Annotated in this window: 15 protein-coding genes and 1 tRNA gene; 9 read left to right on the plus strand and 7 right to left on the minus strand. The window is 34.4% G+C overall.

All coding sequences use genetic code 11. The features are described from left to right. Positions 1-85: 85 nt before the first annotated feature. Positions 86-940, minus strand: coding sequence for an NAD(P)H-hydrate dehydratase (locus tag EKM79_RS08245; RefSeq protein WP_125567765.1), 855 nt, complete (start codon positions 938-940; stop codon positions 86-88). Positions 941-1,005: 65 nt separating this feature from the next. Between EKM79_RS08245 and EKM79_RS08250 the strand changes: the two genes are divergently transcribed. After that, positions 1,006-1,089: transfer RNA gene (locus EKM79_RS08250), tRNA-Leu, on the plus strand. A gap of 91 nt (positions 1,090-1,180) precedes the next feature. Continuing rightward, entirely contained in the window at positions 1,181-2,581 is a 1,401-nt protein-coding gene (locus EKM79_RS08255) for a macro domain-containing protein (protein ID WP_125567767.1), read from the plus strand. A 64-nt stretch (positions 2,582-2,645) separates the two neighbouring features. Here the strand turns inward: EKM79_RS08255 and EKM79_RS08260 are convergent, their stop codons facing one another. Then, complete coding sequence (locus EKM79_RS08260) at positions 2,646-2,975, minus strand: hypothetical protein (protein WP_125567769.1); 330 nt, start codon at positions 2,973-2,975, stop codon at positions 2,646-2,648. Positions 2,976-3,381: 406 nt separating this feature from the next. Here EKM79_RS08260 and EKM79_RS08265 point away from each other — a divergent pair, with 406 nt between their 5' ends. From EKM79_RS08265 to EKM79_RS08280, 4 genes are all read left to right on the plus strand, one after another. Continuing rightward, the gene (locus EKM79_RS08265) at positions 3,382-3,948 is read left to right on the plus strand and encodes an O-acetyl-ADP-ribose deacetylase (protein WP_125567820.1); all 567 of its coding nucleotides are present in this window, start codon (positions 3,382-3,384) and stop codon (positions 3,946-3,948) included. Positions 3,949-4,091: 143 nt separating this feature from the next. Then, complete coding sequence (gene mscL / locus EKM79_RS08270) at positions 4,092-4,487, plus strand: large-conductance mechanosensitive channel protein MscL (protein ID WP_125567771.1); 396 nt, start codon at positions 4,092-4,094, stop codon at positions 4,485-4,487. A gap of 99 nt (positions 4,488-4,586) precedes the next feature. After that, positions 4,587-6,593 carry a cation:proton antiporter gene (locus EKM79_RS08275; RefSeq protein WP_125567773.1) on the plus strand — a complete coding sequence of 669 codons (2,007 nt, stop codon included), beginning with the start codon at positions 4,587-4,589 and terminating at the stop codon, positions 6,591-6,593. Between the two features lie 217 nt (positions 6,594-6,810). Continuing rightward, positions 6,811-7,419, plus strand: coding sequence for an NAD-dependent epimerase/dehydratase family protein (locus EKM79_RS08280; protein ID WP_125567775.1), 609 nt, complete (start codon positions 6,811-6,813; stop codon positions 7,417-7,419). Between the two features lie 114 nt (positions 7,420-7,533). On the opposite strand, the gene brnQ is transcribed toward EKM79_RS08280, so the two are convergent. Then, on the minus strand, positions 7,534-8,928 hold the full coding sequence (brnQ, locus tag EKM79_RS08285; RefSeq protein ID WP_125567777.1) for a branched-chain amino acid transport system II carrier protein: 1,395 nt from the start codon (positions 8,926-8,928) through the stop codon (positions 7,534-7,536). 663 nt (positions 8,929-9,591) lie between these two features. On the opposite strand from brnQ, the gene EKM79_RS08290 reads away from it, so the two are divergent. The 3 genes from EKM79_RS08290 to EKM79_RS08300 all read left to right on the plus strand — a co-directional run bounded on the left by EKM79_RS08290 (position 9,592) and on the right by EKM79_RS08300 (position 12,996). Continuing rightward, a complete protein-coding gene (locus EKM79_RS08290; protein ID WP_125567779.1) occupies positions 9,592-10,818 on the plus strand; it encodes an argininosuccinate synthase in 1,227 nt (408 codons plus the stop codon). Continuing rightward, entirely contained in the window at positions 10,819-12,201 is a 1,383-nt protein-coding gene (argH, locus tag EKM79_RS08295; RefSeq protein ID WP_125567781.1) for an argininosuccinate lyase, read from the plus strand. 93 nt (positions 12,202-12,294) lie between these two features. After that, positions 12,295-12,996, plus strand: a complete 702-nt coding sequence (locus EKM79_RS08300; protein ID WP_125567783.1) for an SLAP domain-containing protein — start codon at positions 12,295-12,297, stop codon at positions 12,994-12,996. Positions 12,997-13,074: 78 nt separating this feature from the next. Here the strand turns inward: EKM79_RS08300 and EKM79_RS08305 are convergent, their stop codons facing one another. The 4 genes from EKM79_RS08305 to EKM79_RS08320 form a co-directional block, all read right to left on the minus strand. Further along, positions 13,075-13,464 (minus strand): hypothetical protein, encoded by a 390-nt coding sequence (locus tag EKM79_RS08305; protein WP_125567785.1) that lies wholly within the window; start codon positions 13,462-13,464, stop codon positions 13,075-13,077. After that, positions 13,439-13,906, minus strand: a complete 468-nt coding sequence (locus EKM79_RS08310) for an ASCH domain-containing protein (RefSeq protein WP_125567786.1) — start codon at positions 13,904-13,906, stop codon at positions 13,439-13,441. The genes EKM79_RS08305 and EKM79_RS08310 overlap by 26 nt, the downstream gene beginning before the upstream one ends. Before the next feature lie 309 nt (positions 13,907-14,215). Next, on the minus strand, positions 14,216-15,532 hold the full coding sequence (locus tag EKM79_RS08315) for a sensor histidine kinase (RefSeq protein WP_164506046.1): 1,317 nt from the start codon (positions 15,530-15,532) through the stop codon (positions 14,216-14,218). Continuing rightward, positions 15,516-16,205, minus strand: a complete 690-nt coding sequence (locus EKM79_RS08320; RefSeq protein WP_125567790.1) for a response regulator transcription factor — start codon at positions 16,203-16,205, stop codon at positions 15,516-15,518. The genes EKM79_RS08315 and EKM79_RS08320 overlap by 17 nt, the downstream gene beginning before the upstream one ends. Positions 16,206-16,292: the final 87 nt, after the last annotated feature.

Here is a 16,292-nt window from a genome sequence, read left to right on the forward strand (position 1 = left end):
TGCCCACCCGCATAGCGGGTGGTTTTTTGTTTCGCACGCTTATGCGCACTCAACTGGGCCTAAAGGCATAATAAAAAGCCACCAGCTAAGCTGGTGGATATTTACTTTGCTCTGAAAATTTCAACATGTATTTTGGTATTTTACTGATTAATTTAGATGGCAATACCACATAGTCAGTTTTATTTATTTTATCGGCTACATAGCTATGTAAATACAATCCAGCTGAAATTGTTTGTAGTGAAAATCCAAATTGTCCGATAAATCCTGCCAAGATGCCAGTTAGTGTATCACCCATACCACCAGTCGCCATTCCAGGATTTCCATTATCTATTTGAAGAATTTTACCAAAGTCATATATTTCTGAATGATTTTTTTTGAGAATCAAAATTGCATTTGGAGCAATCTTTTTAAGTGCGGATTCGTTATTATCAGGTGTTTGTTCAGGTATATCGAGTCCGGATAATCTGGCCCATTCTCCTTGGTGAGGGGTTAAAATTAATTTGCTAATACGTGTTAGATCAATTTTATTTTCTGCAGCAACAGTTAAGGCAGATGCATCCATTATGACTGTCGTATTATCATCACTGTTTTTTATGACGGAACTTATTATTTCTGCTGTGTTAGTCGATGTTCCGAGTCCTGGTCCAACAACAATTACGTCACTTTTGATTATGGCACTGGCCATTTCTTGTTTGTCATTATAATCCAAGGTCATTGCTTCCGGAACAACTGTGTTCAATGCGGTGAATTTCTCTGAAGTTGTTAAAACTGTGACCAATCCAGCACCAGTATGGACGGCAGCAGAGGTGGACATGATTGCGGCACCGCCAAATGGTAGGGAACCAGCAATAATCAATATTCGACCGTAATTACCCTTATAAGATTCAGGATTACGTGACTTAATTACTTCTGATAATATAGATTTATTAATTTTTTCCATTACAACAACCTCCATTTGTAGTATCATTTACTATTGTAAGCCATATCAGTGAGATATGGTATCGTGCCACTGTGGCGGAATTGGCAGACGCGCAGTGTTCAGATCGCTGTATGGTTATCCATGTACAAGTTCGAATCTTGCCAGTGGCAGTCTTGAGCAGAAATGTTTTTACATTTCTGCTCTTTTTTATTGCAAAATGTGTTATATTTTAAGCAAACAAATGTTCGGTGGAGGCTGATTATGGATCATAATAAGATAAATAAACTTTTTTATTTTCTAGGTGACTCTATTAACAATGGTGTTAACGATGAATTGATAAATTTTTTTGCCAATAATCATGATGAATTAGAACTCGAATATCCGAGGACCATTGAATTTATTGATTCAAATAAGCTGATCATTAATTTAAAGAGTACTTCAATTGATCATAATCTATTATTGGGACTTTACTTTGAAATGCAAAATATTTTTAATCAGGAAAGATTTGATAAGATGGCAGAAGCAAAATCCAATCAAACTAAAATAGTTAATTTAGAAATAGATTTGCATGATACTGCAGTATTGCCAATTATTTTTTCATCAACGACAGATAATTGTGATGATGTGAGTTTTGATTCTATTGAAAGATTAATTATAGATCGAGAAAATAATTTAATTAATTATAAGGTTGTCAATGGAAGTGACTTTGAACAAAATCATGAATACAAAATAAAGCAAGGCTTGGATTCATTACTAGGAAAACTAAATGATGAAATATCTGATTTTGATGAGAGTACGAGAATTTCTTCCGATCCACTTATACAATTAAAGGTGAATTATAATGATGGAACTCACAAATTCTTTTTTTACAATGATACCGAGGAGCTCCCAAGTAATTGGAAGGTAATGACTAGTCTAATCAAGGACAGCTTTAATAAGCGAGTGTTTACCGAGAGTATTTTTGACATAGAACCTCCTGAAAAAGAGTATTTAATCTGTAAGGTCAGATTTGGTAATTATGGTAATTCATATTCTTATCTTGTTGATGATGAAACATTGAGTTCAGGGGATAGAGTTCTTGTTCCTGTTGGTAATGATGGTAAGCAAAAAGAAGTGACAGTAGATAGTGTAGGCAAATATACTGATAGCACCTCATCATATCCAATTAGTAAAATGAAACATGTGATTGCCAAAGTAAATAAATCATATGATTATTATGAAGATGGCATATTTGATGATGACAGTTCAATCGAAGTTGAGATGTGCAGTAAGTCGAATGTTAAAAGTGGTGCGGTAGTTGGTAAGTTAGATGGGAATCTAACTGGTGATGGATTCGAAATTATCAATGAGAATAATAAATGTTTGATTAATTATTCAGAATTTAATGATGATTTTTATAAATCGATTTTAGACTTTGTTAAGAAGAATAAAATGCATAGTCTTGCTATACCGGGAAGTTTTGATAAAGAATCCAATTATCCAATAGATCAAATTGCTACACTTGCATTGCAATCAATTAGTGATTGGCTTGAATCTAATGAAGATTACGAAGTAAAGGTGTCCATAGTATGCGAAGATGATACAGTTTATGATGCATATTATGAATTTATAGATATGTATGAAGGTAATAATGATTATATACTTGAAGCAGTTTGTATATAAAAAAGCAGGAAGTCCTAACTTTTATGGATTTCCTGTTTTTAAAATATTTATATTTCCTAGCAATTTACTTAGTATTACTATCATCATCTAGGTCTTTAAGTCTTTGCTTTAGACTTTCATTTTCTTTTCTCAATTGTTCAATTTCTGATTCTGTCGCAGTCTGTGAGATCTGTGTTTCTTTACGTTCGGGTTTATCATTGGCTTGAGGTAAATTATCGACGAATAAGTACAGATATATACAACTTATCACTGTCCAAATTGCGTAAATTATATACCGAGGAATGTGTATCATATAAGTTTCTTGGATAATGGAAGTAGGATCAATTATTGTATAAACAAAGCAAATAACTAATGCGATGATTAAGTATTTTAAGAAGTATCTTAAAGTTTTCATGTTGTATCTACCCGCTATCGTGAATAATTTGAATCAATTATTATACTGTTAGTTTAGCATATTAAATCTGTTTTATTTTGATTGATAATAGTCTGTTTAAAAGCTTTTTTGTATTGTATATTGTAACTAGATGAATTAAATAAGGGATGCTTTTATGATGCCAAGCGCTGAAGTGATTGTTTGTAAGGTTAACATTATTGATAGTAAGTACGTTGATTCATATTTAACGACTAATAAGAATATTAACATCGGGGATTTAGTGATGGTACCAGTTGGCCCACTTAATAAAGAGGCTAGGGTAATTAATGTTAGAGTTTATCCACAAAATTGTTTTCCTAAAAATAGTTTAGGTAGTATTTTGTACAAAATTAAAAGTACGACAAAAGTTGCGACGGGAGAATACGACATGACAAATAATACACATAAGAAAAGTACGATTGACATTGAAGTTTGCGATATAACTAAAGTTCAATGTGACGCGATTGTTAATGCAGCTAATAAATCTTTGCTTGGTGGCGGAGGAGTCGATGGCGCGATTCATCGTGTTGCCGGTCCCAAATTACTGGAAGAATGCCGTACTTTACATGGTTGTGAAACTGGGCAGGCAAAGATAACTAAAGGTTATAATTTACCAGCTAAATATGTGATTCATACGGTTGGGCCAATTTATTCTGATAGTCCGAATGATGCAAAAATGCTGACCGAGTGCTATCAAAATTCTTTAGCAGTGGCCAGAGAAAACAATCTTCATACAATTGCTTTTGTAGCAATTTCTACGGGGGTCTATGGTTATCCTCTAGAAGATGCCTGTGAAGTTGCACTTGTTGCGGTGGGAGATTGGTTGAAGAAAAATGAAGATTATCATATGGAAGTACTAATGACTTGTTTTGATGATGAAGTATATGACGAATATGAAGATTTTATTGATGTGTATGATGACGGGAATGATTATATATATGATGCCGGATATTAGAGTGGATTACCACTCTTTTTTATTTGTAATTATTTAAAAAAGTCTTACAATTCGCAGTGAGAGGGAGTTATACGTTGTCTAAACCACATGAAAAATAGCATAATTAAATATGACAATATTTATAGAAGGGATAGTCATGTATTATGATTAAAGAATTCAAAGATTTTATAAGCCGTGGAAATGTTATGGACTTGGCAGTTGGTGTCATTATGGGTGCTGCTTTTACTGCCATTGTTCAATCTTTAGTAGGTAATTTGATAAATCCTTTGATTGGATTGTTTTTAGGAAAAATTGATTTGAGTAATCTTAAATTTCAAGTTGGGGATGCGACTTTTAAATATGGGGCCTTTATCGAATCTATCATTAATTTCTTGATTATTGCATTGGTTGTATTCTTTTTAGTCAAGGCAATGAATGCCATAGTTAATGCAAAGAAATCAGATGAGGATTCTCAAGATGAAGACGAGTCATCTAAGGAAGATGAGATGATCATGTATTTGAAGAAAATTTCGGAATCAGTTGATAACGATAAAAAATAGGAGATTGGCCGTTTTGGCACAATCTCTTTTTAGTTCCAACTTTAAGTTGGATGAGTTAGAATTAAACAGTTAAAAAACTATCAGGGGAGGGCAATTCATTTGGAAACTGCTTTTTTAGTTTTACTTTTAGTTGCAGCAGTAGTAGCTGCCAATGCAATATACGCCCGTTTTAATTTAGTTCCAGTGTCATTTTTACAGATTGCTGCGGGAATGGTCTTATCATTTGTACCGCTATATAAACATTTTGAATTGGAGCCAGAATTATTTTTGTTTGGTATCATTGCAGTTCTGATGTTTAATGATGGTCAAAATACTAATATTCGAAAATTAATGCATCAGATGGGAACGACACTTTCATTGTCTGTTGTTTTAGCAATAATTACTATTTTAATTGTTGGTACAATTACCCATTTATTGATACCACAATTTTCATTAGCACTAGCATTAGCTTTGGGAGCCATTATTACTCCAACTGATGCGGTTGCTGTTTCTTCTATTACTAGTAAAGTCTTAGTTCCTAAGGAAGCCATGGGGACTCTAGAGAATGAATCATTATTTAATGATGCTTCAGGAATCGTGGCCTTTAATTTAGCAATTGCAACTTTGATTACCGGAAAGTTTTCTTTGACAGGTGGGATTGAAAATTTCCTATATGTCTTTATTGGTGGAATTTTTGTTGGTTTGATTTTGGGATATGTAATTGTTGCGATTCGTATTATGCTAATCAATATGCGTGTGGATACTCCGTCAGTTATTGTACCGTATACGTTGTTAACTCCATTTGTAGTTTATTTGATTGCAGAAGCAGTCGGTGTTTCAGGTATATTATCAGTTGTTGCAACGGGATTGATCCATGGTTTACAACAAAATAGATTACGACTAACTACTTCTAGATTACAAATTGTTATGAATACTACTTGGTCAATAGTTGCGAGCATTTTAAATGGAACTGTTTTTGTATTATTAGGATTATCATTACCAGCTGTAATTAGAAATCTTCATGAACGCGATACTGGTTCAGTTGCCATATTGATTGGATTAGCTGCATTGTTATATGTTGTAATGACATTATTAAGATTCTTATGGACACAATTTGATTTTGCAGAAATTAGGGCTTGGACAGTTCATGATAAAATTATGAATAGTATTGTTATGGCGCTAAGTGGAGTTCATGGAACAATTACTTTAGCCATGGCGTTCTCCTTGCCATTAACGCTTGGTGGAACTGCATTTCCATATCGTAACGATATAATATTTGTGGCAGCAGTAGTAATTTTAATTAGCTTGATTGTCCCAACACTGATTTTACCTTTTATGTTACCTAAGAAAGTGTCGGTAGTGGGTGAAGAAGAACTGACAGAAGCTAAGTCTGATATGGTTAGAGATGCTGTTAAAATGGTTCAGTCTCAGTTTGGAGCTTCCCCCGAAGGTGGTGAAGTTATTAGAATTATTGAAGGTCAACGTTCAGTAGAAGGTCGTCCCAATAAATCTGTAATGTCAGGATTATTTGATCAAGCTTTTGAGATTGAACGTTCTACAGTAGAGTCAATGCTTCATAACGATGAAATAACTAATCAAGAATTTAATTTGTATTCTAAGTTTATGCGACAGACTGTAATGCAGAATGCCAGTGGTTTTCGCAAACAGATTATTTTGATATTCAAGTTTAAAATTATTGCTAGGTTATCAATGAGTAGTAAAGCCAGGTCCAGACGTAAAGCAATTAAGAGAAACATTGCAAATAATCGTGATCGTAGTCGTGAAGAGTTAATAAATCGCAATCGAAAATTATGGGGACGTATACGTGAAATGGAAGTAAAACCATATGAACGTGTAATAGTATTCTTGTCTTCACAAATGACTGATGAAGATGAAGTTGAAACTGGTATAGTACGTCGTGCCTTTGATCAACGCCATCGTCGATTATCAGGAACTCGTGATTCACAAGATGCCCAAAATGAAATGTTAGTACAAGTTTTTCAACACGAACATAATTTTGTCCAAACACAAGTAGCATCGAACAAGTATAGTCGTGAATTAGGAAATGAGCTGTATCAACAAATTTCCACTGATCAGTTAGTAAGCTTTCAAACTATCGAAGATTAGATAAATAAGTTAGGGCGTAAAATATGAATAAATTTATTCTCTTTGAGTTTATTGAGCTATTATAAAGGTAACGGTTTTAAAACAACTTGGTTGTAATTAAGTTGATTAAAATATAAAACCATTAAATACAGATCTAGAAAATACCGATTATCATACAATTTATGAAGCATTTTCCGATTTCAAATAGTTTATTTAGAACAAGGTGGGAGTAACAATTATGGCTAGAAAAATAGTGATTTTTGGAGCAAACGGATTTTTGGGTAGTGAATTTGCTAAAGCATTTATTGAAAATGGTGATTCAGTTACGAGTGTATCTAGAACGGGAGAACCATTAGGAAACGATTCTTGGCATAAAAAGGTTGACTGGAAGATTGGAAATGCTTTGTCAAAGGGTTTTTGGAGTGAAAATCTAAAGAATGCTGATGTTGTAGTCGATACTATTGGTGAGTATCAGGAACAACTTAATGAGAACTTAACTTTTGAAAAAGTTAACTATCAAAGTGCCTTGAATATTGCTGATGCAGCTGAAGAAAATAAAGTTCCAGTCTTTGTTTATATTTCAGCTGAGGATATTCCTGGTGCTAGTGAGCGTTATATCCAAACAAAACGTGATGCTGAAGATAATTTGAACAAGCGTAGTTTTAGAACAGTTATCTTGCGCCCAACAACTATGGTAACTAGTGATGATAAAATTGATACAAGCGAAAAGTATCACAGTATAGATGTTGATATGGTAGCTTTAGTTGGAATTGATGCTGTAGAGAATTCTAAGAAAAATGTTACACTTGGAATTGAAGAGTTAGACAATGACGAAGTAAATCAATAGTTAATACATGTAAGTAAGGCATCTCTGAGAAGCAATCTTGGAGATGTCTTTTTGATTGTCATAAAAAAGCCCTTGTTTGAATTTCTCCAATACAAGGGTTTAATTACATTTCTATTAGTATTTTGATTCTTGTGTAACTGTTTCATTGCTTGTAACGAATACTCCCATTTTACCAAGTACTAATCCAAGCACAAAACCAAGTAACGTTGGTGTTACCCAACCAAGTCCAAGACTTGCAAAAGGTAGATATTGATGATAAACGTTCAAAACTGTTTTAACGAATCCCGCTTGTAATGCAGCCGGTGCAGCATTAAACATGTCAAGAACGGCTGGTAATACTGTGAAGGCAATAGTCATTTTGTAGACAACGCCAGCATATGGTTTGTTGTGAACGGTCAATGATACTAAGATCAAGGCTAGTGATAATGGGTAAAGAAGCATTAGAACTGGTAATGAGTAACTGATGATAGTATCAAGTCCAGCGTTAGCGACTACGAATGAAACGAAACATGTCAGACGCAACCAAGTAAGATAGCTTACCTTAGGGAACAATTTGTGGAAGTCTTGAGCGAATGATGCAACTAATCCAAGTGCGGTTGTGAAGACACCTAATGTAACCAAGACACCAAGTAATGCAGCTCCGAAGTTACCGAAGTAGTCACCGACGATAGTTGATAATGCATCACCACCATTAGCAGACAATCTCATTTTGTTCAAACTAAAAGCACCTAATAAAACTAAACCTAAGTAAACGAATACTTCAAGTGTGATTGCCATAGTTCCGGCTTTAGCTGTAAGGGATGATAATTGTTTGTCACGGTAGCCCAGGCCTTTTACTGAATGAACGAAGGTAACTGATAGAGCTAATAAGGCAACTGCATCAACTGTGTTGTATCCTTCCAACATACCGCTGATAGTAGCCGTTGTTTGATAAGCGGTAGTAGGCATGTGATTCAAACCACCCATTGGGTTGGTGAATGCTACTACGAAGATAACTGCTAATAATACCAAGAAGATAGTGTTTAAATATTTTCCAACATATTTAACGAGTTTATTTTGATGAACACTTAATGCATAAGCAAGTCCAAAGAATACTGCAGTGAAAACAAACATACTTAATTGAGTAAATTGTGCAGGTAAGAATGGTTTAGCTGCCATTTCAAAAGCTGTGGCAGCTGTACGTGGAGTACCAAAGAAAGGTCCGATAGTTAAGTGAACTAGTACAAGGAACAATGCGGCATAATGTCTGCCGACGGGACGTGCTAGATCATACAATCCATCACTTTTAGTAACAACAACAGCGAGGATGGCGAGAAGTGGAAATAATGAACCGGAAACAGCAAAACCAACTGCAGCTGCAAACCAATTGTTACCAGCCATTTGTCCTAAGTGAACTGGGAAAATTAAATTACCTGATCCAAAAAACATCCCGAAGATAAGTGAACTAACTACCAATAGTTGTAAGAACTTACTCTTGTTTGACTTTGGTTCCAATAAATCGTTTTGCATAAAAATTCCTCCTAGAATTTTGCGTAATATTATTTATATGACTAATCTGCGTAATGCCACTTATATCAGAATCCATAATACTCACCACCTTAAATTTTTTAACGTTGATATTTTTGTCCTAAATGAGTTGCTTGAGGTTTAACCGTTCTTTATCAATTTTTTAAAATAAAAAAAGAGCCCTTCTCCCAACTGGGAAAAGGGCTCTAATAATAGAACGGTACCACCTTTTTGAGTAGTTAAAATAAACTACTCACTCAATCGCAAACCTGATGATCTGCTAGCCAGATATTGGTGGCAACCACGATGATCTACTTATCGACATCGAACTCAGAAATGATTTTCGAATATTCTCGTAACGGTCACTTCTCATTAAACGTGACTCACTGTGCGTAATTGAGATTTCTACTTTTTTCCTCAACGTTTGTTTTGATTTATTGGTGCTAATTATAAACACGAGAAAATCAAAATGCAAGGATAAATATTAATTTATTTCTAATTAGCTTTATTCTTCCTTTAATTAACATTTTTTTGTTTGATAACAGATTACCTGCGTCTTATAAGTAAATATAAGTAATTTCACAAATTTACTCTTGTTTCAAAATAAGAATGGTGTTAATCTTTTGTACATCAAATTAATTTTTTTCTAATCGGAGGAGACGCATTATGACAGAAACAAAGAAAGTAGTACTAGCTTATTCCGGAGGTTTAGATACTTCTGTAGCCATTCCTTGGCTGAAAGATAAAGGATACGACGTTATAGCATGTTGTATTAACGTTGGTGAAGGTAAGGATCTTGACTTCATCAAAGAAAAAGCTATCAATGCAGGAGCCATTAAGGCAATTGCAATTGATGCGCTAGAAGAATTCGCAGATGGATATGCACTTGTTGCGTTGCAAGGTCATACCCTTTACGAAGGTATTTATCCGCTACTCTCCGCACTCTCCCGACCATTGATTAGTAAAAAATTAGTAGAAGTAGCTAAAAATGAAGGTGCCACAGCCGTTGCTCATGGTTGCACCGGAAAAGGAAATGATCAAGTTCGTTTTGAAGTTGCGATTCATGCTCTAGCCCCCGACCTAGAAGTATTGAGTCCAGTTCGTGATTGGCATTGGTCTCGTGAAGAGGAGATTGATTATGCTAAAGATCACAATATTCCAATTCCTATTGATTTAGATTCACCATATTCCATTGATGCCAATATTTGGGGTCGTGCTAATGAATGTGGAGTCTTAGAAGATCCATGGGCAGAAGCTCCAGAAGATGCCTTTGCAATTACTAAGGCAATAGAAGATACGCCAGATACTCCAACTAGTGTCGAAATAACTTTTGAACATGGTATTCCTGTGGCGCTAGATGGGATCGAAATGAAACTGGTTGATATTATTCAAGAATTGAATAGTGTTGCAGGTGAAAATGGAATTGGCCGTATTGATCATATTGAGAATCGTTTGGTTGGTATCAAATCTCGTGAAGTTTATGAAGCGCCTGCCGCAATGGTCTTGATCAAAGCCCATAAAGAATTGGAAGATCTAGTTCAAGAACGTGGATTAGCTCATTTTAAACCAGTTATTGAAAAAGAATTGTCAGAACTAATCTACAATGGACTTTGGTACTCACCATTGATGAAGTCATTATTAGCATTTTTAGATGAAAGTCAAAAATCTGTGAATGGCGTTATTAAAATTAAATTGTTTAAGGGCAACACTTGGATCCAAGGACGTAAGTCAGCTAACTCATTATATGATCTTAACCTTGCTACATATACGTCATCTGATTCGTTTGATCAAATTGCTGCTAAAGGATTCATCAAACTATGGGGCCTATCAACTCAGGTAGCCTCACAAGTTGCTCAAAAAAATGCAGTTGAAGAAGTACACGAGGTTAAATAATTGAGTACAAATAAATTGTGGGGTGGGCGTTTTCAAGCTCAAGCAGAAGCATGGGTAGATGAATTCGGTGCTTCAATAAGTTTTGATCAATTGATGGCTGATGAGGATATTGAGGGCTCATTGGCACATGTAAAAATGTTAAAAAAGACCAAAATATTGAATGAAGTTGATAGTAATAAAATAATTGCTGGCTTAGAAGAATTACAACAAGAGCTTCACAATGGTCAATTGGAGTTTACAGTTGAAAACGAAGATATTCATATGAATATTGAAAGTATTTTAACTGAAAAGATTGGACCAGTCGCTGGTAAATTGCATACGGGACGTTCACGTAACGATCAAGTCGCAACTGACTTTCATCTTTATGTCAAGAATCGCCTGCCAAAGATTATTGAAGAAATCAAAACGATTCAAAAAACTTTGGTAACCTTGGCTGAAGATAATGTTGAGACTATTATGCCTGGATATACTCATCTGCAACATGCCCAACCAATTTCGTATGGTCATTATTTGATGGCTTATTACGCAATGTTGAAACGTGATGTGGAACGATTTGAATTCAACATGAAACACACAGATATTTTACCTTTAGGTGCCGCAGCCTTAGCCGGAACAACTTTTCCAATTGACCGTGAATTTACAGCACAGGAATTAGGTTTTGGAAATATCTATACTAATTCATTAGACGCTGTGTCTGATCGAGATTTTGTCTTAGAATTTTTGAGTAATGCTTCGATACTAATGATGCATTTGTCGAGATTCTGTGAGGAAATCAGCATGTGGGTCAGTTATGAATTCAATTACTTGGAACTAAGCGACCAATATACAACAGGAAGTTCGATCATGCCTCAGAAGAAGAATCCTGATATGGCTGAACTTATTAGGGGGAAGTCAGGTCGTGTATACGGTCATTTGATGGGATTGCTGTCGACAATGAAGTCATTGCCTTTAGCGTACAATAAAGATCTTCAAGAAGATAAAGAGGGTACGTTTGATACTGTCAAAACTCTTTTACCAGCCTTAAGAGTCTTTAATGGGATGATTTCAACCATTAAAGTTCACAAAGAAAAAATGTATCATGCTACTGAAAATGATTTTTCGAATGCAACAGAATTAGCCGATTATTTGGCTACAAAGGGAATTCCTTTCCGTGAGGCTCATGGAATTGTTGGACAATTAGTATTAAAGGGTATTGAAACAAAATGTAATCTTCAAGATATAACAATGGATGAATTTAAACAGATTTCGCCGTTGATTGAAGAAGATGTTTATAATGTTTTGAAACCAGAAATTGCTGTTGAAAGACGTAATTCATTGGGTGGTACAGGTTTTACACAGGTTAGGAATCAAATTAAGCAGGCCAAAGTTGACTTAGCGAAATAGATGTAAAAAAGAGCGAGTTAATCGCTCTTTTTGTTTGTACAACTTTATGTGATACACTTTGGATGAAGTGAACAATTAAAGGGGTTAATTACTATGAAGAAGGCAATTCTCGGAATTATTTTGGCAACTGTTGCAATGTTTGGTACTGTCAATGTTGCTCAAGCCGCAGATAAGACATACACGTTTGAAGCATCTGATACAATCGTTATCACAGCATCACGTAAGAGTGATTCACATAAGTATGATGTATATACTAAGAAAAAGGGTAAGATGGTTAAGACTGGTAAAGCTGAGAATATGGCTAAGGGTGACAAAATTCGTTACTGGCGTGCTAATCCTGTCGAGGTAAAAGGAAAAACTTGGTGGCAAATTGCTGACAACAAGTACTTTAAATCTGGCCGAGTTGCAGTAGTTGATACAGAAGAAATGAAGAAACTTGGTCAGCCAGTAATTGAATATGCTAACTATACTCCGGATTTACCAACGTATGAAGGTGGCAATGCTGTAGTTGTAATTACAGCTTCTCCTAAGAATGACAGTCAAACTATTGGTGTTTATAAGTTAAAGAATGACAAATTAGTTTATACTGGCAAACGTGTGAATATGAATAAGGGTAATGGTAAGAATAAGACCATTCAGCATTGGAAAGCTAACAGAGTTACTGTTGATGGTAAGGATGTTTGGCAAGTAGGCGATAACCTATATTTCAAATCTTCGCGAGTTAAGGAATTAGACACAGTTAGAATGAATGATTTAGAACAAAAAATAGATAATTATGGAAATTATCCAGGATAAAAAAACACCCTCGTATTTACGTAAGTAAATGTAAGGGTGTTTTTAGTTAAACGGAAGAAGTTGTGTTGCGCTTTTATGTCACAACTTCTTTCTTATTTCTTGTCGCAAGAAATAGTTAAGCAAGTCTCTTTTTTCTGGTGTATCCAAGTAGACGTAGGATCTGGGAGTTTTAAAGTCAGAAAAATTCTCCCGTAAGGTTTCCAATGAAGTACTATTAAATTCGGTAAAGGAGATAATAGGTATTTCATAACCATCTTCAACCTCAGCAGGTATCCCTAATTTTAAGAACAATCCTACTGACTTATCAATACCGGACGAGTAGACAATTGCTTGGCATTTAGAATGCAAGAATCTCTTGCGATGTTCGACCGTTTGCTCACCGCCAATAATTTGTTTGGCATATTTAGTTTTTAAAGATAAGAGAATTATTGGCAGGTGGGGATTATAAATCTCCGTGAGTTTCGTCATAGACTTTAACGAACACCTCACACAAACAAGGCATATTTTCGGTAAACTCCTTGCCAGCATCAGCATATTCTTTGGTGAAGAAATCTTCATGAACTTCACGCCAATATTTCAAACTACGGTCTCCTTCGCCTTCATGATAGGCATGTTCAGCGCTGACTAAATTGAATGGAATTACTTCGGTTACAACGGTTTTGGTGATACAAACAGGTAATTCGTTAGCGTTGAGAATGATGTTGTAATCACCAACTGTTGGCATATAATCAGTCTCAGTATATAGATCATATGCAGAAGTAGTTGCCGTTTTGACATTGCTGTCAACCAACTCAGCCAGAGTTTGGGGATCGCCGCCAAAAATAGTTATGTCTCCGATAGGATAATCTTCTCGGGGACTTTTATTTTCAAGGAACTTATCCCAGTATGCTTTGATGATCTTTTTGTCCATGATAACCTCCGGTTAATGAATACTATATTTAAATAATATCATGTAATCATTATCATGGAATGATAAATTTTAGAGAATATCGATAGCTTCCCATATTTAATGACTTATAAAATCACCGTCCTTTAAGCTATATTGTGTTTTTTGTTTGCTAAAATAGATTATCATTGAGAAAGTACTTTCACAACTCAAAAAATACAATTTATAATTATATTTTTTGATAACAAGATATCGATGTTTTGATATATGAAATTCTTTATAAATGCAAAAAACAGCCTGAACTTTAAGTTCGGACTGTTTTTATTTTATTTTTCAGTGCTTAATAGGTAGTTCTACTACGAATTCACTGCCGGTAGGCAAATTGTCGCGTACAAATATTTTTCCATGATGAGTATTAATAATTTGCTGTGCAATTGCTAATCCTAATCCATGCCCACCACTATTTCGATTTCTCGATTTATCAACTCGATAAAATCGACCAAATATTTTTTTCTTATCATTATCACTAATTCCAATTCCAGTATCAGAAACAATAATTTGATATTTGGATCCTTCAATATGGTCGTAGATTTTGATTGTTCCATTCTCATGTGTGTACTTAGTAGCATTGTCTAATAAGATTATTAAAACTTGCTTTATTTTGTCACGATCTACATTTAAATGAACGTCATTTTTGTGATGGATATTTGTTTGAAATACTTTTGATTGGGAATTAATTATTTCTTTGAAAGGCATGATTGGATCCTTTAAGAAAAATTCAGGTGTAGTCAATTCGACATTCATTTTGGTCGTAGCTTGATCAGATCTAGCTAAGATCAATAAGTTATTCGTTAGAGAATTTAGGCGGTTTACTTCATCCAATGAGACTGAAATAGATTCAGCCTCATCAATTATAGTATTGTTTGGTTTTGTTAACATATATTCTAATTTCCCCTGAATAATTGTTAGGGGGGTACGTAGTTCATGCGCTGCATCGTTTACGAATTCACTTTGTTGTTTCCATGATTTGATGATTGGAAACATACTTATACGAGTTAAGACATATGCCAATATTAAAGCAACAATCCAGAATATGAAGAAGGTTATGATCAGTATTCTCTTAAAGTTAGAGGTCGACTGAATCTGAGTATCTATATTTTGCATTATCAATACGTAATGTCCAGCGTACATTGGATTGTTATTTTTTGAGGAAACTTTGATCAATAAGGCCCGAAAATTCATTTTCTTAATGGTGATAGTTTGCTTTTTGTTTAGATTTTTTTTGTTGAGTTTAATATTTTTTAGGACTGAATATCTATTACCTAGGCTGGATTTGTTTAGTAATTTTCCGTCGTTATTAAAGACTAAGATAGAAGCTTGAAATGGTGCGTGTGGTTCCGGTTGCTTATTACGATTATCAGGTCCTTGAGGAGTGTGTCGTAATTGATTAGACATTTGGGGTTGTTTTCTAATTGAGGTCACTTGCTCTTTTATATCCTTATCGATACTTCGATATGTAGATGATTGGAATAAATTAAAAATAATTATTCCTAGTGTGAAGAATAAGATAGCAAAAGTACCCATGACTGAGATAAATAATTTTAATTGTTGACGACGAGTGATCTTATTTTGTTTAGTTTTGATTTTCATTTTGGAAAATATACCCAACATTTCTTATAGTTTTGATCAAATAATCATTTTTAGAAGGGCGTAATTTTTTACGTAAGTTACTCATATAAACCTCAACGACTGTTATGGATGTATCAGAATCGAATCCCCAAATGCGTTCGAAAATTTGGTCCTTAGTTAAAATTGTATTTTTATTTTGTAATAAATAAACCAATAAATCGTATTCTTTACCGTTCAAAGTTATTTCTTGATTTTCAACATTAACCTCATGATTATTTAGATTAACTTCGATGTTATTCATTTTCAAAATTGAATCATCCGCTAAAGAACCACTGCGCTTTAATAATGCTTTGACACGAGCCTGAAGTTCTTCCCTATGGAAAGGTTTAGTCAAGTAGTCATCAGCACCTAAATCGAATCCGTGTACTTTGTCATCTAATTCAGATTTAGCAGTTAAAATCAAAACGGGTGTATTTATTTTGTCAGCCCTAATGCTTTTTAAAATATCGTAACCATTCATTCCAGGTAACATTAAATCTAAAATTATTAAGTCATGCACGTCTTCTGTGGCAGCGAATTTACCACTTAATCCATCATTTTCAATATCTACCTGGGCAAAATCAGACAAAAAAGATGCAATATTATCTGCCAAATTTTCATCATCTTCAACAACCAATATTCTTATATTTTGCATTGATAATTATTCTCCTCATTAGTATGTGCTGTTAATCATTAGATTTATTATAAAGCATTTTTTTAATTTTAAGCTTAATTTAAGTTA

Origin of the sequence: Companilactobacillus insicii (genome assembly GCF_003946015.1) — a bacterium.
Lineage (GTDB): Bacteria > Bacillota > Bacilli > Lactobacillales > Lactobacillaceae > Companilactobacillus > Companilactobacillus insicii.

What these genes read in the sequence shown, in the direction of transcription:
- EKM79_RS08245 (WP_125567765.1), bottom strand. Translation starts at nt 940, where the DNA reads ATGGAAAAAATTAATAAATCTATATTATCAGAAGTAATTAAGTCACGT.
- EKM79_RS08255 (WP_125567767.1), top strand. Translation starts at nt 1,181, where the DNA reads ATGGATCATAATAAGATAAATAAACTTTTTTATTTTCTAGGTGACTCT.
- EKM79_RS08260 (WP_125567769.1), bottom strand. Translation starts at nt 2,975, where the DNA reads ATGAAAACTTTAAGATACTTCTTAAAATACTTAATCATCGCATTAGTT.
- EKM79_RS08265 (WP_125567820.1), top strand. Translation starts at nt 3,382, where the DNA reads ATGACAAATAATACACATAAGAAAAGTACGATTGACATTGAAGTTTGC.
- mscL (WP_125567771.1), top strand. Translation starts at nt 4,092, where the DNA reads ATGATTAAAGAATTCAAAGATTTTATAAGCCGTGGAAATGTTATGGAC.
- EKM79_RS08280 (WP_125567775.1), top strand. Translation starts at nt 6,811, where the DNA reads ATGGCTAGAAAAATAGTGATTTTTGGAGCAAACGGATTTTTGGGTAGT.
- brnQ (WP_125567777.1), bottom strand. Translation starts at nt 8,928, where the DNA reads ATGCAAAACGATTTATTGGAACCAAAGTCAAACAAGAGTAAGTTCTTA.
- EKM79_RS08290 (WP_125567779.1), top strand. Translation starts at nt 9,592, where the DNA reads ATGACAGAAACAAAGAAAGTAGTACTAGCTTATTCCGGAGGTTTAGAT.
- EKM79_RS08300 (WP_125567783.1), top strand. Translation starts at nt 12,295, where the DNA reads ATGAAGAAGGCAATTCTCGGAATTATTTTGGCAACTGTTGCAATGTTT.
- EKM79_RS08305 (WP_125567785.1), bottom strand. Translation starts at nt 13,464, where the DNA reads ATGACGAAACTCACGGAGATTTATAATCCCCACCTGCCAATAATTCTC.
- EKM79_RS08310 (WP_125567786.1), bottom strand. Translation starts at nt 13,906, where the DNA reads ATGGACAAAAAGATCATCAAAGCATACTGGGATAAGTTCCTTGAAAAT.
- EKM79_RS08315 (WP_164506046.1), bottom strand. Translation starts at nt 15,532, where the DNA reads ATGAAAATCAAAACTAAACAAAATAAGATCACTCGTCGTCAACAATTA.
- EKM79_RS08320 (WP_125567790.1), bottom strand. Translation starts at nt 16,205, where the DNA reads ATGCAAAATATAAGAATATTGGTTGTTGAAGATGATGAAAATTTGGCA.